We start from the raw sequence: 16,889 nt of genomic DNA, 5'->3' as shown, positions 1-16,889 counted from the left end.
TCAATCAAGGCTTTAACATTAGCGCGGCAGGTGGTACAGCTGATAACGTTCAATTGGGTGAAACCGTTGACTTTACCAATACCGATGGCAACTTAGTAGTGAGTAGTAATGGGGCTAATGGCATCAACTATAACCTAGCAGAGAACATTGACCTTGGTATCAATGGCAGTGTGACTACAGGCAACACCACCACCAACAATGCTGGTATAACCATTTTAAATGGTCCAGTTGATACAGTTACTCTTGGTAGAAACGGACTGAATAATGGTGGGAATCGAGTCACTAATGTCGCTAATGGTATCGCAGCAGATGATGCGGCAACCTTTGGTCAAGTAACTGACGTTAATAATAAAGTAAATACCTTGGGTACTAGCACAGCAGCCAACCTAGGTGGCGGTGCAACGTATACGGCAGCGACAGGTACAGTAAGTGCACCTACTTATACTTTGGATAATGGTGCTAATACTGGTACTACGGCTGATTTTGATAACGTAGGTGGTGCGTTAGATAACCTGAACACTCGTACAAAGACTAACACTAGTGATATTGCTGACTTAGCATCTGGTAAGACAGGTCTGGTGCGTCAAGACAACGGAACCAGTGTCATCACAGTTGGGGCGGCAACTGGCGGTACAGCGGTTGATTTCACCAATTCAGCTGGCGTTAATCGTCAACTGACAGGAGTTGCCAGTGCTGGTGACTATACAGTAGCTGGTAATGCCAATAATGCTGTAAATGCTGGCGACTTAAATACCGCTGTTGGTAATATTGAGAATTCAGTTACCGATAAAGGCTTAACTTTCGCAGGTGATCGCGGTGTTAATGTTAAACGTAAGCTTGGTGAAACGCTAACTATTACAGGCGGTGAACAAGATACTGCTGCTCTAGCAAATGGTAATAACATAGGCGTATCAACCAACGCAACGAATGATGGCCTGCTTGTACAGCTTGCCAAAAACATCGATTTGGGTGTGGATGGTAGCGTTAAAACTGGTAACACTGTCACAAATAATACTGGTCTTGCCATCACGGATGGCGCCAATATCACTGCCGTGACAGCAGCAGGTACTAATGTGACTGACGGTACTCACACCAGCAACTATAGTGCCAACGGCTTAAGCATTAACAATGGGCCAAGCATTACAGCCACAGGTATTGATAGCGCAGGCAATAAGATTACCAATATTGCTGATGCTACCAATGCAGGAGATGCAGTAAACTTCGGCCAGCTTCAAGCCGCCAACGGTGCTGCCGCTGCTAAGATGGATGCGCTAGGAAATAGTACGGCAGACAACCTAGGTGGTGGCGCAATGTATACGCCAGCAACTGGCACAGTAAGCGCTCCTAACTACACATTGGATGATGGCAGCAACACAGGAACCAACGTGACTGCTAACAATGTTGGCGATGCACTAAATAACTTGGATGGTCGTACGACTACCAATACTAGTAACATTGCAAACGTTCAAGCACAAGCAAACCAAGGCTTTAACATTAGTGCGGCTGGTGGTACAGCTGACAACGTTCAACTGGGTGAAACCGTTGATTTTACCAATACCGATGGCAACTTAGTAGTGAGTAGTAATGGTGCTAATGGCATCAACTATAACCTAGCAGAAAACATTGACCTTGGTGCCAATGGTAGCCTAAAAACTGGCAATACCACCACCAACAATGCTGGCGTTAGAATTGATGACGGTACTAACATCACTGCTGTGACAGCGACAGGTACCAATGTTACTGATGGTGTCAATAGCAGTAACTATGGCGCGAATGGTCTAACCATCGTTGGTGGTCCAAGTATGACGACAGCCGGTATCAATGCAGGTAACCGAACCATTACTAACTTAGCTGATGGCGTAGCAGCTACTGATGCGGCGACCAAAGGTCAAGTAGACGCAGTCGCAACTGGTTTAACAGATTTGACAGCAGGTTCGGTTAAGTATGATCGTAATGCTGATAATACTATTAACAAAAACAGCGTGACTTTCGAGGGTACACCAGCTGTTATTGGTCAAGATGACGATGGCAACAACGTTGTGGTAAGTGGTGGTACTAGATTGTCTAATGTGGCAAACGGTATTAACGCTGCTGACGCTGTTAACAAAGGTCAGTTAGATAGTTTGATTGCTCAAAATGTCACCAAAGTTGAAGTCAACGATCAAAATGGCAATCCTGTGACCGTCAATATCACGGATCAAGTAGTAAACCGTAATATAGACAATAGTAATATGGATTCGTTATTCTTAACGTATAACGTTGAAGGTCAAGGCATCACGGATCGTCTCACTATTGGTGAAACGGTGCAAAAAATGAACACGGAAGGTGTGAAGTTTGCGCATACCAAGGCTGTCAGTGCTAAAGGCGACTTAGGTATTACCAATGACTCAAGTGCGGGTGGCGACAATTCAACCGCTATTGGTGTCAACGCTATCATCCAAGAGGGTGCTGACAGTACCGTTGCATTAGGCCATAACACTGAAGCCTCAGCCAACGCGACAAACTCAGTCGTCATTGGTAAAGACTCACAAGTGACTGGTCAATCATCAATCGCTATTGGTAACGGTGCTCAAGCTTTAGGTAACCAATCTATTAGTATCGGTACTGGTAACATCGTTAATGGTAATAACTCTGGTGCCTTTGGTGATCCGAGCATTATCAATGGTGATAATAGTTACTCGGTTGGTAATAACAACACTATTAACAGCAACGATACCTTTGTATTGGGTAATAACGTCACCTCAACCGTTGGTGGATCAGTGGTTCTAGGTACGGGTTCTGCTGCAAGAACAGGCGCTGGTATTGCAGGTTATGGTGCCACTGGTAATGCCGCGATCACAGCGACTACCAGTACTACGGGCGCTGTGGCTGTAGGCGACGCGACCAACGGTATTTATCGTCAAGTCACAGGGGTCGCAGCGGGTACGGCTGATTCTGATGCTGTCAACGTTTCACAGTTAAAAGCGGTCAGCGATACGCTGCAGAGTGACAACGAAGCGCTTAGCAATGCAGCAGTTCAATATGACAAAAACGCTGATGGTACAGTCAATAAAGGTAGTATTACTTTAGGCGGCGGCGCTGCAGGCACAACGATCACCAATGTTGCAGCGGGTAACATTAGTGCGGGTAGTACCGATGCTGTCAACGGCAGTCAGCTGCATAATCTTGGAAATGGTGTCGCAGGTATTATTGGTGGTGATGCAACACTTGACGCATCAGGCAACCTGACTGCTAGCAATATCGGCGGAACTGGTAAAGGCAATATCAGTGATGCTATTGCAGCAGTAAATCAAGGCAATGCTCAAGCTAACGAAAACATTCAAGCCAATAAAGACAGATTGGATGCTGGTCTAAGCTTCGGTGCGGATAGTGGTGCTACTATTAATAAGCCAATTGGCGATACGACAGCATTGAAATTTGAAGGTGGTAACAACATCACGACAACGGCTACCAGCAGCGGTATCAAGTTTGATTTGAATGGCAATATCGATGTGGATAACATCACAGCTGACAAAGTTACTACTGGCAATACAACGGTCAGTAATAGCGGTGTAACCATTAAAGATGGTCCGAGTATGACAACGGCAGGTATCAATGCAGGCGATAAAACCATTACTGGTGTTGCTGATGGTATCGAAGTCAATGATGCCGTCAATCTTGGTCAATTAACTGCACTTGATAATAAGCTGAGCAATAGTGTCAATGAGTTGGGTTATAAGATTAACGAAGTAGAAGATGACGCAAATGCAGGTATTTCAGCTGCCATGGCAATGTCTTCACTACCGCAAGCTTATATCCCTGGTAAGTCAATGGTTGGCGGTGGTATCGCCACTTACAACGGCCAGAGTGCAGTTGCAATTGGTGTGTCCAAAGTATCTGATAATGGCCGCTGGGTAATCAAGGTAAATGGTACAGCAGATACCCAAGGAAATGCAGGCGGCGCAGTTGGTGCAGGCTTCCATTTCTAATTGAACCACATGACTTTATGGCAGCGCTTTTTACTGATCAATAAGCGCTGTCAGCTTACTCATAAAATATATTAAGGGATAGATAATGAAAAAATCTGTATATCGTTATGGCTTGTTAGTCACGACCGCTTTGCTATTCACAGCGGGCTGTACGCAAAAAAATATCATGCCAACTTGGCATTTGACGCCTGGTGCTCAGCATGGTTCAGTGGATGCCAATAATCTTGTGTTCCCTGATGCACAAAAAGCATGGCAAAAAGGTGGTACTATTGCCACTCAAAATGACATTGCTAAGATTAAAGTGGGCACGACCAAAGATGAGATTTATAAGTTAATTGGTACACCGCACTTTAGCGAAGGTTTTAATGCTCGCGAATGGGATTATATTCTCAAGTTTTATGATGCCAATAACAACGTAGAGACTTGCCAATATAAAATCATCTTTGATAATACCTATGAAGGTCGTATGCGTGATGATGAGTTTGGTGCCACTGAGTTTTATTGGCAGCCAGCGTCTTGTGCCAAATACGGTCAGTTCACTCGCTAGTCTTAATAAATAATCATAGTCAAAAAAGCAAGACAGTACATGTCTTGCTTTTTTATTTTGTGCTAGAGCAAACAAACGCCTGAGCTATATCACGTAGTGTGTTATTTTGATGAGAATGTCATCATACAACTGGGCCGACATAAAATAGATACGTTAGTAGCCACGTGCTACTGATATAAATTTTCTTTGCTCGCTGTTAAACAGAGGCCACGCAACATTCATCTCAGTAGCACTGTATCGGTTCTAAAATAAATCGACTTATTTTTCACAACACTGTTTTGGTATGATTGCGTATAAATACGCGCCAAGCGTCTGCGTTTCGTCTATGATGACAGATTCTGACAGGTCTTATTTTTCTCATGTCTAAAATCCACTATCATCTAAAAACTTCCTAAAGAATAATATACAAAGGTTATGAGTCATGATTAATACCAAAATATACAAAGCGATTTATACCTTGGCTGAAGATTTGCTAGAAGCGGATCGCAAAGGCAATCAGGCCGAATTCGATGCACTATATGCAGAGCTAAAGGCCATTTGTACCGATAACGAAAACACCGATAAAGACCATCCAGAGCAATGGGAGACGCTTGCAGATTTTACCGAAGATTTGGATGAAGCGTTGGTTGTCTATGAAAAAGCACTGGCGAAAGCCGCAGCTATAAATTCAAAAGATCATATGTCATCGATTGCTTTTTCGATGGCGGTTCTACAGCTTGAGATGGGCGACACGCCTGCTGCTATCAAAAGCCTACAGAACGCTAAAGTCAGTGCCAATAAGATTGAAGACAAAGAGTTCAAAGTTGAGATAGATGAGATGCTCGCCAAATTGTTGTCTGAGTAGACGCAAGTCATGAGTAATCAATGAAAAGTTTACCAAAAAAGCAGATTGCATTGCTAAGAGGGTTATCAGTCAAATGCGCTACCAAGTAAATAACATCGCCATGTCTTCTAAAAAGCCATCTAAAATCTCATTCAAAAGGTCATCGAAAAGCTTGCTCGATAGGATAATTGATGCGTGATGTGTCAAAACAGCAGCCAAGTCACAATAAGCACGCATGGCTTATCCCTTTTACGTGCTTGTTGGTTGGGGGCGCGCTCATAGGTATCTCTACCAATCTGGCAAAATATGCAAATGAGATAGGGGTCACGCCGCTCGCTTTTTTATTTTGGTCAATCACAGGCGCAGCTATTATTTTATTGCTGGTCGCGATCATCAAAAAAGAGTTACCTTCTTTGACAGCGCGTAGTTTTGAGTATTATTTTGTCGCCGCTTTGGTCAGTGTTGCTGGTTCCAACTTATTGCTATTTTCGGCCATTCCGCATGTTGGTGCCAGTTTCGTCGCTTTAATTGTCTCATTGCCTCCGTTGCTCACTTATCTGGGTGCACTGATGCTGCGTATGGAGCGCTTTAATATTATCCGTGCGCTGGGGGTGGCAGCAGCACTGAGTGGCGCAGGTGTGCTGGCTGTGCGTAAGTTCTCAGCGCCAGATGCCAGTATTGTTTGGATTTTGCTGGCACTTTGTGGGCCTGTTCTATTAGCAATTGGCAATATATATCGCACGCTGCGTTGGCCTGACCAAGCATCGCCCAATGCCTTAGCTCCTGGTATGTTGATAGCGGCGGCATTGCTACTATTTATGTGTAGCGCATTGCCTGATTTTTCTGTCCATGTGTCATTAACAGGATGGCTGCCCTTAGGGGTGATCGTCGTACAAGCCGGTTTGTTTGCGGGTCAGTTCTTATTGCTATTTGTCCTGCAAAAGACAGGCGGCCCCGTTTTATTGAGCTTATTGGGTTCGGTTGGCGCAGTGGTTGGGGTTCCTGTGGCTATTTTTTTGCAAGGAGAGAACCCGCCAGCAGGTTTGTTTTTGGGTGCCTCATTGATTGCACTTGGAGTGGCTTTGGTAACATGGGGCGGGGTAATGATGTCAGCCAAAATGGTTAAGAAATAAGGTGCTAGCTACTAGCGCGCAGGCATATTCTATGATGTTAGAAGGATTTTTACCTTGCGCTATTATTTCGCATTAAGGGTGAATATTTAATAATTGGTTACGATTATCTATAATCATTTTTTGTGCATAGTAAAAAAAAGGAGTATAAATACCGTGGTTATTTCCATCATGGATTAAGGCTATGAATGCAGCCACGCGTTATCGATTGTTAAACAATTTTATGATTTTCATTAGTATTATTGGTGTCGCAGTTGCTTTATTAGATAGCGGTTTTACCTTACCCACGTGGCTACAGCAAGTTTTTCATATCTTTTATTTGGCCATTATCTTATTAGGTTTTACACTGACCGCAGGCCGTTATGCCTATACCAAAAAACCGCTGACTTTAAGCAAGGTAGCGGTTTTTGATTTTTTTACCAGTATCTCTATCATTATCCTGTTGGGTGCGCACTTCACCGACCTAGTACGCTCGGGATTGTCAGGCCCTGTTGATGGGTTTGTTGCCATAAAAATTGCAGTATTTGTCACTTTTATTCGTGAAATGTCCGATCACGATTTTAATCTCAAACGTACCTTTTTAAACCCTGCCCAGTTTTTTATTTTAAGCTTTTTGTCTGTCGTATTGGTTGGTGCATTACTATTGATGATGCCCAATGCCACGACGCAGCCGCTGTCTTTTATCGATGCGCTTTTTACTGCTACGAGTGCTGTCTGCGTGACGGGTCTGATTGTGGTGGACACCGCCACCTATTTTACGACTTTTGGACAAGTCATTATCATGGGGCTGATACAAATCGGTGGCTTGGGTATCTTGACGTTTGTGACGTATTTTAGTTATTTCTTTAAGGGCGGCGTCAGTTACGAGACGCAGGCCAGCATCAGTGAGATGTCGCACATGAGCGGGATGAGTGATGTGGTCTCGACACTCAAGTCTATCTTATATGTCACCTTTGCCGTTGAAGCAGTCGCGGCAGCACTGATTTATGTCAGTATCTATAATATCGCAGGCATGGACTGGTCTGAGCAGCTGTTTTTTTCTGTTTTTCATGCCGTTTCAGCCTTTTGTAATGCGGGGTTTTCTACATTTAGTGCTGGATTGTACGATGATTCGCTACGCTTCAATTACCCCTTACAGCTGATCATTGTGACTACCTTTATCTTTGGTGGTATGGGTTTTACGATCGTGGTCAATGTCCTGCGTTATTTGCGTTATCGTGCCCAGCGACTGCTATATCGTAATGATCAGCGCTGTGTTTATCAGCCTTGGTTGCTTAATATCAATAGCCGTATTACTTTGATTATGACAGGGGCGTTGTTGCTGATTGGTCTTGTTGGGGTGATGGTTTTTGAGTACAACAACGTACTCGCTGAGCATACCAGCTTTTTTGGTAAGCTTGTCACAGCGTTTTTCACTGGTGCGACGCCACGAACCGCTGGATTTAATAGCGTTGATATGGGGACGCTTGCGTTTCCAACGATTATGCTGACGATATTTTTGATGTGGATTGGTGCATCTCCCAACTCAACGGGTGGTGGTATCAAGACCAGCACCTTTGCTATTGCCCTCTTAAATACCTTAAGTCTGGCGCGTGGACAAAACAAGGTAGAAGTATTCAAACGACAAATCTCTGAAATCTCTATTCGCCGCGCGTTTTCTATCATGTGGCTGTCATTACTTGTCATCGGTACGGGCGTGACGCTTATCAGTTACGATCAGCCAGAGCTTGATTTGATAAAGGTGGTGTTTGAGTGTTTTTCAGCGTATAGCACGGTTGGGCTGAGTTTGAACTTAACAACAGAGCTATCAGATTTTAGTAAAATCGTGGTCTCAGTCATTATGTTTGTGGGACGTGTGAGCATGCTGACCATCTTTATCGCACTACTTAAAAACAGACGTCCGCGTCATTATCACTACCCAACAGAAGAGATTACCATCAACTAATGGGTTATAAAACGGGTGACAAATGGGCTGATAGTCAGTGATAAGTGTGAAGGTTTCAAAAATAACAAAACAAGGCTTAAAGTCATGAAGTATATCATCGTAGGATTAGGCAATTTTGGCTCATCATTAGGAATGGCACTGACCCGTCAAGGTCATGAAGTGATCGCCATCGATAGTAGTATGCAAAAAGTTGAAGCCTATAAAGAAGTCATTTCTCATACTATTTGTATGGATGCAACAGATGAGTATACTGTCAAAGGTCTACCCATTAGCGATACCGATATTGTTATCGTGGCCATTGGTGAAGACCAAGGCGAGAATGTGATGGTGACGGCTTTATTCAAAACCTTAAAAGCCAAGCGTTTGATCAGTCGCAGTATCAATCCATTGCACGAAAAAGTGCTGCAAGCCATTGGAGTGGATGATCTTATTCACCCCGAAAAAGAAGCGGCCAAGCGCTGGGCAAAAAGACTATCACTGCGTTATTTTGTAGACTCGTTTGAGCTGAGTGATCACTTTAGTCTTGTAGAGATTAGCATTCCAAGGACACTGATTGGTCAAAGTGTGGGTAAGCTAGAATTCGAGCAAAAATTTAATATTCGATTGCTTAGTACCCTGCGCTATGAGTATTATGAAGACAGCTTTGGTCGTACTCAAAGCAAACCTAGCATTCGCGGATTGGCAGTGCCTGAGCAAATATTGCAAGACAAAGACGTACTGGTTATCTACGGCGCAAACGACGACATCAACCAGTTTTTGCGTAGCGTTGGTGTCAAAATAAAATAGACGATTGCGATGGCAGTGATGCAAAACGGCAAAAGGGAACACTTATGAATAAGTACAATATGTCCGTCTTATTGATCGTGACCACGGCAGTATTGTCAGGCTGTGGTCAGTCTGCGCAAGACCCCAATGTTGTCTTATCAGAGAGTCATCAAGACCCGATTGAAGCGCTGGAGATGATATCGGATGTGGATCATAGCCAGCTGAGCTACAAGCAAACCTTTTATGTGCCCATTTATTCAGACATTTATACCGACAGAGACAATCGCAAAGTCCTATTGTCAGCGACGCTAAGCGTGCGTAATACCACTTTCGATAAGTCTCTCTACGTCAATAAGATTGATTATTATGATACAGGCGGTACGTTGATCAAATCTTACTTGACCAATCCTATCGAGCTGCCTGCAATGGCAACGCTGAATTACATTGTAGAAAAAGAAGAAGACAAAGGCGGCTCAGGTGCCAATTTTATCATCGAAGTCGAAGGTATTGATGAAACCGTAAAACCTGTCATTGAGGCCGTGATGATCGGTAATTTTAGCAATAAAGGCTTTGCATTTAGTACAGAGGGTACGCCCGTTGCACAGTGATATATCAAGATAGCAGGTGTCATAAAAAATCGCTAAGGGAAGAGCATGTCTGCAACCAAAGAAGAAATCACAGCCTTTATGGCGGTCGAGTTCCCGCAAACCAAATGTGTCGTCGAGTCAGTCGATGAGACGGGAGCAATCTTATCGCATGATATTGGCATCAATGAGCTGCGTCCTGGTGGCACGGTCTCAGGGCCTGTACTCATGAGCATTGCCGATGTGGCTATTTATGTGGCAATCCTTGGTAGGATTGGCATTGTGCCCTTGACAGTGACGACAAGCCTCACTATTAATTTTTTGCGTAAACCTTCAGCAGACGCGCGTATCATTGCCGAGTGTACGTTAATGAAAGTCGGGCGCACGCTCATAGTGGGTGAGGTGTCTCTTTATTCAGAAGGGACAAGCGACGTGGTGGCTCATGTTGTGGGTACCTATTCTGTACCGCCTAAGCTCGCTTAACGGCTCTCATATAAACTCCAGTGCCACACGATGCTTGATAAGTATGTAATAGAGTATCGCTATCAAATAGGACAAAAATGGCTCACATAAAAACCTCGATACCTTCAAATGATCGTTCACTAGTAAAGAATAGCGAAGCCAATATAAATGACATCAGTACAGAACAGGCGGCCTTTACAAGTTTGCCTGCCAATATTCAAACTGCTTTAACACAAAACAATCGCCTTGTATTTATTGCCAATAATCCATCGATTGGTACGGATCAACTTGAGGCGCTATTGCAGCCTGATGACGTGCTGGTGTTATTCAATCACTTTATACATGCAGAGTTTTTCGCCAACCATCCGCTTGTCAGTACATTGCCCAAGCTATTGTTTTTTCGTCAAATTGGCGACAGTAAATTGCATTTTGGCTTACCGCCGCGCAGCAACAATGTATCGGTCATGAAGCGCATGGCAAAGTCAGCGCCTTTAGGCATCTTGCTGAGTAATCAAGCTTATCAATTTCCCTCGCCCGAGGATGATCCAAGTCCGCATGATGATCCCATCACCGATGAGCGCATACTGACTCTGCCGCCATCTGTGCAAGCATTGCTACAAAATCCGCAGCATCACGGCGTTTTATCAGAGCAGCATCCCGTGGTTGCCGACTATCCATGCTTTGCTGATATTCATTCATCAGCACCTTCGTCAGGGTTTCTATTATATCGATTGCTGCTTGCCGCTCGAGCGCATTTGCAGCGTATTCAAAATACAGCGCTGCCGCTGAGGTTATTGATGCTTGGGTTTAATGATAACGACAAGACAGCGCATTTTTGGCAAGGACACAACTGGGAGTTTGAACGCCAAGAGATGAGTGCGCCGCCGCCAGAAGTAGAAGTCATTCGTCAGTACTAGTGATTCAAAGCCAGTCATTCAAAATCGGTTATTTAACGCTAATGATTCAAGAATAGGTATTCTATAGTTAAAAGATTTTAAAGCCGCTAGAGTAAAATTGCACCAGCAGTGCGTGTTGTCGCGTTATTGATTTTTGCTGACTATAGATCAAACATAAGGCGCATCGGGACAATGAGCAGCTTCTATCTCAGCGTAAGTGGGTTTGCGTATCAGAGTAATTGAGGTTGACTGATTGGCTTGCCAGTTGATCAGTCCCATGTCTGCAAACGACAAAAGCCATCCATCCATTGGCCAGCATTGCCATTTATCATAGAAGCGATTGGCATTAACGACAATACTGTCTAGATGATTGAGCGGTGGCCGATAGACACTGTGTTGCTGGTGGTAGACCACGTCAGCTGTGAGATAAAAATCAATATTCAGCTGGCGTGCGGTAAACGCTAAATCAGTGTCTTCTGCGCCATAACCTGTATATTGGGTGTCAAATCCGCCAAGTTGCTCAAACTGCTGGCGAGTAATGGCAAAGCATAAGCTCCAAAATGCGCCATAATCGTCAGTTTTTCTTATTGCTGTTTTTTTAGTCTCGGTGTGATTTAGCGCTGAAGAGTTAGACTCATTATCATCAAAGTTATCACGATAAGGGTTATATACAGAGAGCTCATTGAAGCAGGTCAGAGAGAGCGTGCCCCGTTGTAATGCGCTACTTTCTTCCTCTGATAACGGCCGCGTCAGATAACGCGGTTGCCCCATCAATAGCCCATCTGGTTGTGCTTGCAGTTTGGCGCTTAACTGTTCAATAAACGTCGGTGCGACGATACAATCCACGTCTAAAAATATCAGCAAATCATGAGTGGCGCGCGCAGCACCCAGATTGCGATTGTGACCGATATCAAACCCTGTTTTGCCAGAGACACTGTCAGTTGACGCATTGACGGTGGTGGGAATTTGTACAATGTTTAAGGCAAATTTAGCCAAGCATTCAGGGTTGGCATCATCATTGACGATAATCACTTCATCAGGCTGGACGCTGCCATGCGTGAGGCTAGCCAGTAAGTGATAAAGGTGACGATTTCGTCCATAACAAGTCGTGATAACAGTTACTGGCCTACGATTGAGACTGGTATCTGAATTGGTTATAGACATAGGAATGGTCGTTTTTATTGTCATCGCTTATTACCGTTGTTTTATAGTAGGGCTAAGATTCAAAGGATTAAAATTCAAAGGGTTCATTGTCAGAGTGGTAGACTAAAATGACGTTAAGCCTCAGGGCGCAACTCAAGTTGCGGCAGCAGCCACTCGTTGAACCAAGACTTGGTGGTCGAGTAGGTGATAATGCTGTCCATCAAGACCTGAGCCTTGGATAAGTATGCATTTTGGGAAAACGATGATCTATCGTCCTCCAAGGTATCTTGTGTTTGCACCGAAGTGGTTTTGGTAGGATAAGCGGAGGTAGATTCAGCATTCATTGAATGTACGAATTGCTCCCAGCTCAGCGCACGCCCTTGGTCTATCAACGCCTGCGCCATGGTTGCTTGCTCTTGGTGCGGACGCTCATCAGGCAAGACCACAAGCGGCGTTGCACAATAATAGGCTTGCGCCACGGCATTGAGTCCACAGGCCATTAGCAGATAATCGCTGTGATGCATAAAGGGCGTCACATCTTCTACGTGAGTGGCTATATCCACGTAGGCTCTCATGTCATTATCTATTGGGCCAAGCGATATAATAAAAGCGCTCGGCAATAAACGACGCAGCTCAGGCAATTTTGCGTCAATGGCTTCATGTCCGCCATAGCCCTTGACGACAGTGATGATAGGTTTGGTTGCAAATGAAGGGCTAACGTTTGGATGGTCAGCAGTCAATGTCGTCAGCGTTTTGATAAAATCTTGATGGCTTGAGGTGTTGTTTTTGGTGAGATTGATAAAATCAAGGTAGACCGTTTTTTGACATACCCATCTTGGCGTCATAGCCGCTTCGATTGCTTGAGGATAAGGGGCTAGCAGGGCCAGCGCACCAGCAAAAGCGTCGATGTGAGGCATATCATCCCGAAGGCCCGGTAGTCTCACATAAAGATAGGGAATACTTGCCGTTCGGCATAACATGGCCACTTCAACGCTGACATCAATAATCATCAAATCAATGTTGCGCTGCACGATCGTATTTAGTATTTGATGGCTACGCTTTTGAATATCAGCGTTACCAATAGGCGAGTAATGCAGACTTGCTGGTTGCCAATACTCGCCTGCACGTCCTTTTAAGACATCATCTATACGCTCATCTTCTAGATAAAGGCGGACAATCTGCTGCTCATCAATAGCGGTAAAAGCATATGCTTCTGGCGCCAAGCTGGTAAATACAGTGAGTTGTTGTCTTTTTTGAATCGGTAGTAGGGCTGCAAGCTTGTCTATTTGTCGGCAGTGACCGGATCCATGATGGTGTGCATAGTATCCAATACGCATCATTCATTGCTCTCCATACATTATAGTAGTGAGGTTATTCGCTGAAGCAGCCACTTGTTGCCTTCCTTCCTTTAACTGGTTAAAGGTATTTGGCGTCTGTCTAACATTGTCATTTTGAGCATTATATTGAATACTCTTTTGAGCATCGATGTGAGCGCTGACTTGAACGTTTTGTTGTCCGTTAGACGCAAGTGTTTGCTCCCTTTTGCTTACCGCTGCTTGATATAACGCGAGGTAGCCGTCCACCATCGCTGATACGGAACAAAACGCCACAGCGCGATTGCGACAAGCCTGACGAGATATGTGTTTAATCTCAGAAAACCCTCTTATAAAAGCGGCTTTATCTTCTTTTGGCACAATGATACCTGTCTCTGGCGTGACGATTTCTGCACTGGCACCCACATCAAAGCCAATAACAGGCGTACCGCAAGCCAGACTCTCTGCCAGTATCAACCCATAAGGCTCATCCCAAGTACTGGTAAACAGCATGGCTGTCGCTTGGCACAAATACCGATTTACCTCATCTTTTGTGACATGACCCACGTAATCAAACAGCGGTGACGAATTGCGTGTGCGGTCTTCTGCCAATAAAGGTGCCACGTACTCGTCAAAGTACGCCTCGTTACTTTTAGGCCCTGCAATGATGAGTTTTTTACCCGCTTCCAGACAGTATTGCATCGCCAAATGCGTGCCTTTTTCGGGGCAAATGCGTCCGTACCAAAAGTAACTGTCATCTTCGTTATTGGTATCTTTAGCAGTATCGATATCGATATCGAGATTGGCGACAAAAGACGCCACATCGATTCCGTTATACACCACTTGTGAAGGGACAAACTCAGAAAAGAGTCGCTGCTGATGTTGGCTGATGGATGTAAATTGAGTCTTGGTGCCATGACATAATGTCAGAAGTGCCAAGCGCAGCTGAGGAAATATAGGCGTGTGAAAAGTCGTAAAAAAGCGCTCGCCAAATGCTTGACCGGTCATCATAGGGATATGATGCAGACTGTGATTGTGCACAATATCAATCTCACCGCGGGCATCACGATCGATCAAATCACGTAATGCGCTTTGATAGACCAAATAATGATACAGCTCCTCGCGGCTCATCCCTAAGGATTCATGCTCATTATCATAGACCGTCGCATCGAATTCTTCTCGCGTTAAGAAGGGAATTAATGTCGCCTGTGTGTGACTGTCTTCATGCGCATAAAGCAATACCTCGTGACCTTGCGCCACCAGCTCATCACATAAGAGCTGGGTAATCATTTCAAGACCACCCGCATATGGCTGGGCGATTGGGTATAGGCAATGAGCAATGATGGCTATACGCAGTGGCTGGTTTGGTAGAGTAGTAGGACGAATCTTATCAAGATTAGTAGTCGTTAAAAAATCAGATGACGTGTCAAAAGACATAAGAACCTCAAAGTAAAAATAGCAATGGATAGACGCTAAAAATGACTCAAAATAAGTACTAAACAATCAGTACCACGTTTAAAAAACCACCATAGAGCGTTATACGGCTAGTAATTGATGGTTTTTTTATCCTCAAAGACGGCCGTGATGTCAGCTGTTCTTATCGGTTTGACTTGCTTATGCAAAGTAGTGATAGCAGGCTTTGATTTGGTGCTGATACTGGGCGCTTTTTGTGCTGTCGCCACAAAATTATCCATCGCCACTTTTGCTGCTGCCAGCTTCAACAAACAGACAGTCATTGCACACAAAAACAATACTGGTGAGTAAAGCGGTGAAAAAGGCGCAACGCATATCGCGGTTATGAGATTTAGGGTCAGCAGCAGCTTTGGTAAAGCGGCGATATTCGCCAGTTGTACAGAACGACTGGTCTGAATAAATTCTTGCTTTGGGGTACATATAAATGGCTTGGTACGTCCCCACAATACAGGCAACCACGATAGTGCGCCAAGCTCCCAAAAGTTAAGATGCATCAACCATGCTCGCAGTTTTGTATGGGTGCTGGTCTGATAACTGTTATCCACTTGTTTATTCAGCGGTGATTCATCATGACAGTACGCCCACAAACGTCTGCCCAAAAAGACTGCGTAACTGGCGTACACTAAATACAAAGGCGTGAGCACAGACATATCTAAGTGACGATTGAAAAGTGCTACGCCAATCACTAGCAAGGCGCACATTTGCAAAAAGATAAAAAACCCTGTGAAATTGATCCAAGCACTGAGCTGTGAGAGGTGAGCACGCGTATAAGACAAACGCTCAGATATACGCAATATGCTGTCAGATTCTTTGGCGGGCAAAAAAAACGGCTTTGCGGCGTAATCGTGCAACACTTGCATGTTGCCATAGATCCAGCGTCGACGCTGAGACATCAAATCGTTCAACGTATTGGGCAACAATCCTGTGGCAATGACTTGCGGTATAAATTTACTGTGAAAGCCTTTTTGGTGCATGAGAACACCCATCTGCGCGTCCTCGGTAATCGAAGCCCCAGACCAACCGCCCAAACTTAATAGCGCTGAGCGGCGAATAACCGCATAAGTCCCTGTCGATAAGGCACGATCTCGATTAAGAGAGCGATATAGATGATGATTGAAGTAATGGTTCAGCTCGCTTTGCGCATCCACTTGCCTGCTATTGCGATAAAACTGCGGAAACTGAAGTAAGGAGTGGTCAGGATGGCGTTTGATGGCATCAGCAATGGACGATCTTGCTTGTGGCAACGCTTGATAGTCACTATCGACCACCACCAGATGGCTACAGTTGGGATTCATCAATCCCAATGCCAAATTCAACGCTCCCGCCTTAAAACCTGCCACAGCGTCAATATGATAAAAATGCACTTGCTGCGTGGGGTCTAAGCTGGCACAAAACGCAGCTAACGGCTGATATAGCGAGGTTGCCGTATTATTATTATCGATAATAATGATTTCATCTTGAGGAGCTTTTACAGCGAGTAGGGATTGAATGGTAGCAATGACCATTGCTGGTGGTTCAGCGCGTGTCATAAGTTGAAAGCTTAAAGCTGGCTCTTGGCTGGCAGGTGAGTGCGCTTTTTGTAGCGAGTGTTTTATAGAAGTGCTCGCTATATTTTTTAGTGTTTTTTTACGAGGTACTCCATTGTTGACCAACATAATTTGTCCCTATGTGTCATCTAATATGCAGTGCTTTGTGAGCAATAGTTTTGTGAGCAAGAATAAAGAAAGTTAAATATGCAATTATCTGATTGATTATTAGTGGCATATCCAATACGTGAAGTATCATAGCCTAAGGGTTGGCAAGACATTACGGCTTAAGTGTTTCATACACCTTAATAATG

At 44.4% G+C, this 16,889-nt stretch carries 13 protein-coding genes; 9 read left to right on the top strand and 4 right to left on the bottom strand.

What is annotated here, in order from left to right:
- The 9 genes from CZ794_RS03665 to CZ794_RS03625 all read left to right on the top strand — a co-directional run.
- Window positions 1–3,968, top strand: a 3,968-nt coding sequence (locus CZ794_RS03665; protein WP_087040257.1) for a YadA-like family protein, incomplete at its 5' end; no start/stop codon positions are given.
- 85 nt (window positions 3,969–4,053) lie between these two features.
- Window positions 4,054–4,515 (top strand): outer membrane protein assembly factor BamE, encoded by a 462-nt coding sequence (locus tag CZ794_RS03660; protein ID WP_256958852.1) that lies wholly within the window; start codon window positions 4,054–4,056, stop codon window positions 4,513–4,515.
- Between the two features lie 421 nt (window positions 4,516–4,936).
- Window positions 4,937–5,359 (top strand): Replicative DNA helicase, encoded by a 423-nt coding sequence (locus CZ794_RS03655; RefSeq protein ID WP_087040256.1) that lies wholly within the window; start codon window positions 4,937–4,939, stop codon window positions 5,357–5,359.
- 170 nt (window positions 5,360–5,529) lie between these two features.
- Complete coding sequence (locus CZ794_RS03650; RefSeq protein ID WP_087040255.1) at window positions 5,530–6,471, top strand: DMT family transporter; 942 nt, start codon at window positions 5,530–5,532, stop codon at window positions 6,469–6,471.
- 181 nt (window positions 6,472–6,652) lie between these two features.
- On the top strand, window positions 6,653–8,413 hold the full coding sequence (locus CZ794_RS03645; protein WP_087040254.1) for a TrkH family potassium uptake protein: 1,761 nt from the start codon (window positions 6,653–6,655) through the stop codon (window positions 8,411–8,413).
- Between the two features lie 84 nt (window positions 8,414–8,497).
- Window positions 8,498–9,199 (top strand): TrkA family potassium uptake protein, encoded by a 702-nt coding sequence (locus tag CZ794_RS03640; protein WP_087040253.1) that lies wholly within the window; start codon window positions 8,498–8,500, stop codon window positions 9,197–9,199.
- 44 nt (window positions 9,200–9,243) lie between these two features.
- Window positions 9,244–9,786, top strand: a complete 543-nt coding sequence (locus CZ794_RS03635; RefSeq protein ID WP_087040252.1) for a DUF3124 domain-containing protein — start codon at window positions 9,244–9,246, stop codon at window positions 9,784–9,786.
- A gap of 45 nt (window positions 9,787–9,831) precedes the next feature.
- Window positions 9,832–10,245, top strand: a complete 414-nt coding sequence (locus CZ794_RS03630) for a PaaI family thioesterase (protein WP_087040251.1) — start codon at window positions 9,832–9,834, stop codon at window positions 10,243–10,245.
- Window positions 10,246–10,322: 77 nt separating this feature from the next.
- The gene (locus CZ794_RS03625) at window positions 10,323–11,141 is read left to right on the top strand and encodes a hypothetical protein (protein WP_087040250.1); all 819 of its coding nucleotides are present in this window, start codon (window positions 10,323–10,325) and stop codon (window positions 11,139–11,141) included.
- Between the two features lie 147 nt (window positions 11,142–11,288).
- On the opposite strand, the gene CZ794_RS03620 is transcribed toward CZ794_RS03625, so the two are convergent.
- The 4 genes from CZ794_RS03620 to CZ794_RS03605 all read right to left on the bottom strand — a co-directional run bounded on the left by CZ794_RS03620 (window position 11,289) and on the right by CZ794_RS03605 (window position 16,704).
- Window positions 11,289–12,284 (bottom strand): glycosyltransferase family 2 protein, encoded by a 996-nt coding sequence (locus CZ794_RS03620; RefSeq protein WP_179207233.1) that lies wholly within the window; start codon window positions 12,282–12,284, stop codon window positions 11,289–11,291.
- A gap of 113 nt (window positions 12,285–12,397) precedes the next feature.
- Window positions 12,398–13,603 carry a hypothetical protein gene (locus CZ794_RS03615; protein ID WP_087040248.1) on the bottom strand — a complete coding sequence of 402 codons (1,206 nt, stop codon included), beginning with the start codon at window positions 13,601–13,603 and terminating at the stop codon, window positions 12,398–12,400.
- On the bottom strand, window positions 13,604–15,013 hold the full coding sequence (locus CZ794_RS03610) for a glycosyltransferase (RefSeq protein WP_087040247.1): 1,410 nt from the start codon (window positions 15,011–15,013) through the stop codon (window positions 13,604–13,606).
- Between the two features lie 107 nt (window positions 15,014–15,120).
- Window positions 15,121–16,704 carry a glycosyltransferase family 2 protein gene (locus CZ794_RS03605; RefSeq protein WP_087040246.1) on the bottom strand — a complete coding sequence of 528 codons (1,584 nt, stop codon included), beginning with the start codon at window positions 16,702–16,704 and terminating at the stop codon, window positions 15,121–15,123.
- Between the last annotated feature and the right edge of the window lie 185 nt (window positions 16,705–16,889).

Source organism: Psychrobacter sp. JB385 (genome assembly GCF_900163785.1).
Classification (GTDB): domain Bacteria; phylum Pseudomonadota; class Gammaproteobacteria; order Pseudomonadales; family Moraxellaceae; genus Psychrobacter.
Note: the sequence above shows the minus strand (reverse complement) of the source record. Positions and strands in the feature narration are given on the sequence as shown.

Excerpts from the sequence above, each read along its gene's own strand:
- CZ794_RS03615 (WP_087040248.1), bottom strand. The coding sequence starts at position 13,603 with ATGATGCGTATTGGATACTATGCACACCATCATGGATCCGGTCACTGC.
- CZ794_RS03620 (WP_179207233.1), bottom strand. The coding sequence starts at position 12,284 with ATGTCTATAACCAATTCAGATACCAGTCTCAATCGTAGGCCAGTAACT.
- CZ794_RS03645 (WP_087040254.1), top strand. The coding sequence starts at position 6,653 with ATGAATGCAGCCACGCGTTATCGATTGTTAAACAATTTTATGATTTTC.
- CZ794_RS03630 (WP_087040251.1), top strand. The coding sequence starts at position 9,832 with ATGTCTGCAACCAAAGAAGAAATCACAGCCTTTATGGCGGTCGAGTTC.
- CZ794_RS03650 (WP_087040255.1), top strand. The coding sequence starts at position 5,530 with ATGCGTGATGTGTCAAAACAGCAGCCAAGTCACAATAAGCACGCATGG.
- CZ794_RS03640 (WP_087040253.1), top strand. The coding sequence starts at position 8,498 with ATGAAGTATATCATCGTAGGATTAGGCAATTTTGGCTCATCATTAGGA.
- CZ794_RS03655 (WP_087040256.1), top strand. The coding sequence starts at position 4,937 with ATGATTAATACCAAAATATACAAAGCGATTTATACCTTGGCTGAAGAT.
- CZ794_RS03660 (WP_256958852.1), top strand. The coding sequence starts at position 4,054 with ATGAAAAAATCTGTATATCGTTATGGCTTGTTAGTCACGACCGCTTTG.
- CZ794_RS03635 (WP_087040252.1), top strand. The coding sequence starts at position 9,244 with ATGAATAAGTACAATATGTCCGTCTTATTGATCGTGACCACGGCAGTA.
- CZ794_RS03610 (WP_087040247.1), bottom strand. The coding sequence starts at position 15,013 with ATGTCTTTTGACACGTCATCTGATTTTTTAACGACTACTAATCTTGAT.
- CZ794_RS03605 (WP_087040246.1), bottom strand. The coding sequence starts at position 16,704 with ATGTTGGTCAACAATGGAGTACCTCGTAAAAAAACACTAAAAAATATA.
- CZ794_RS03625 (WP_087040250.1), top strand. The coding sequence starts at position 10,323 with ATGGCTCACATAAAAACCTCGATACCTTCAAATGATCGTTCACTAGTA.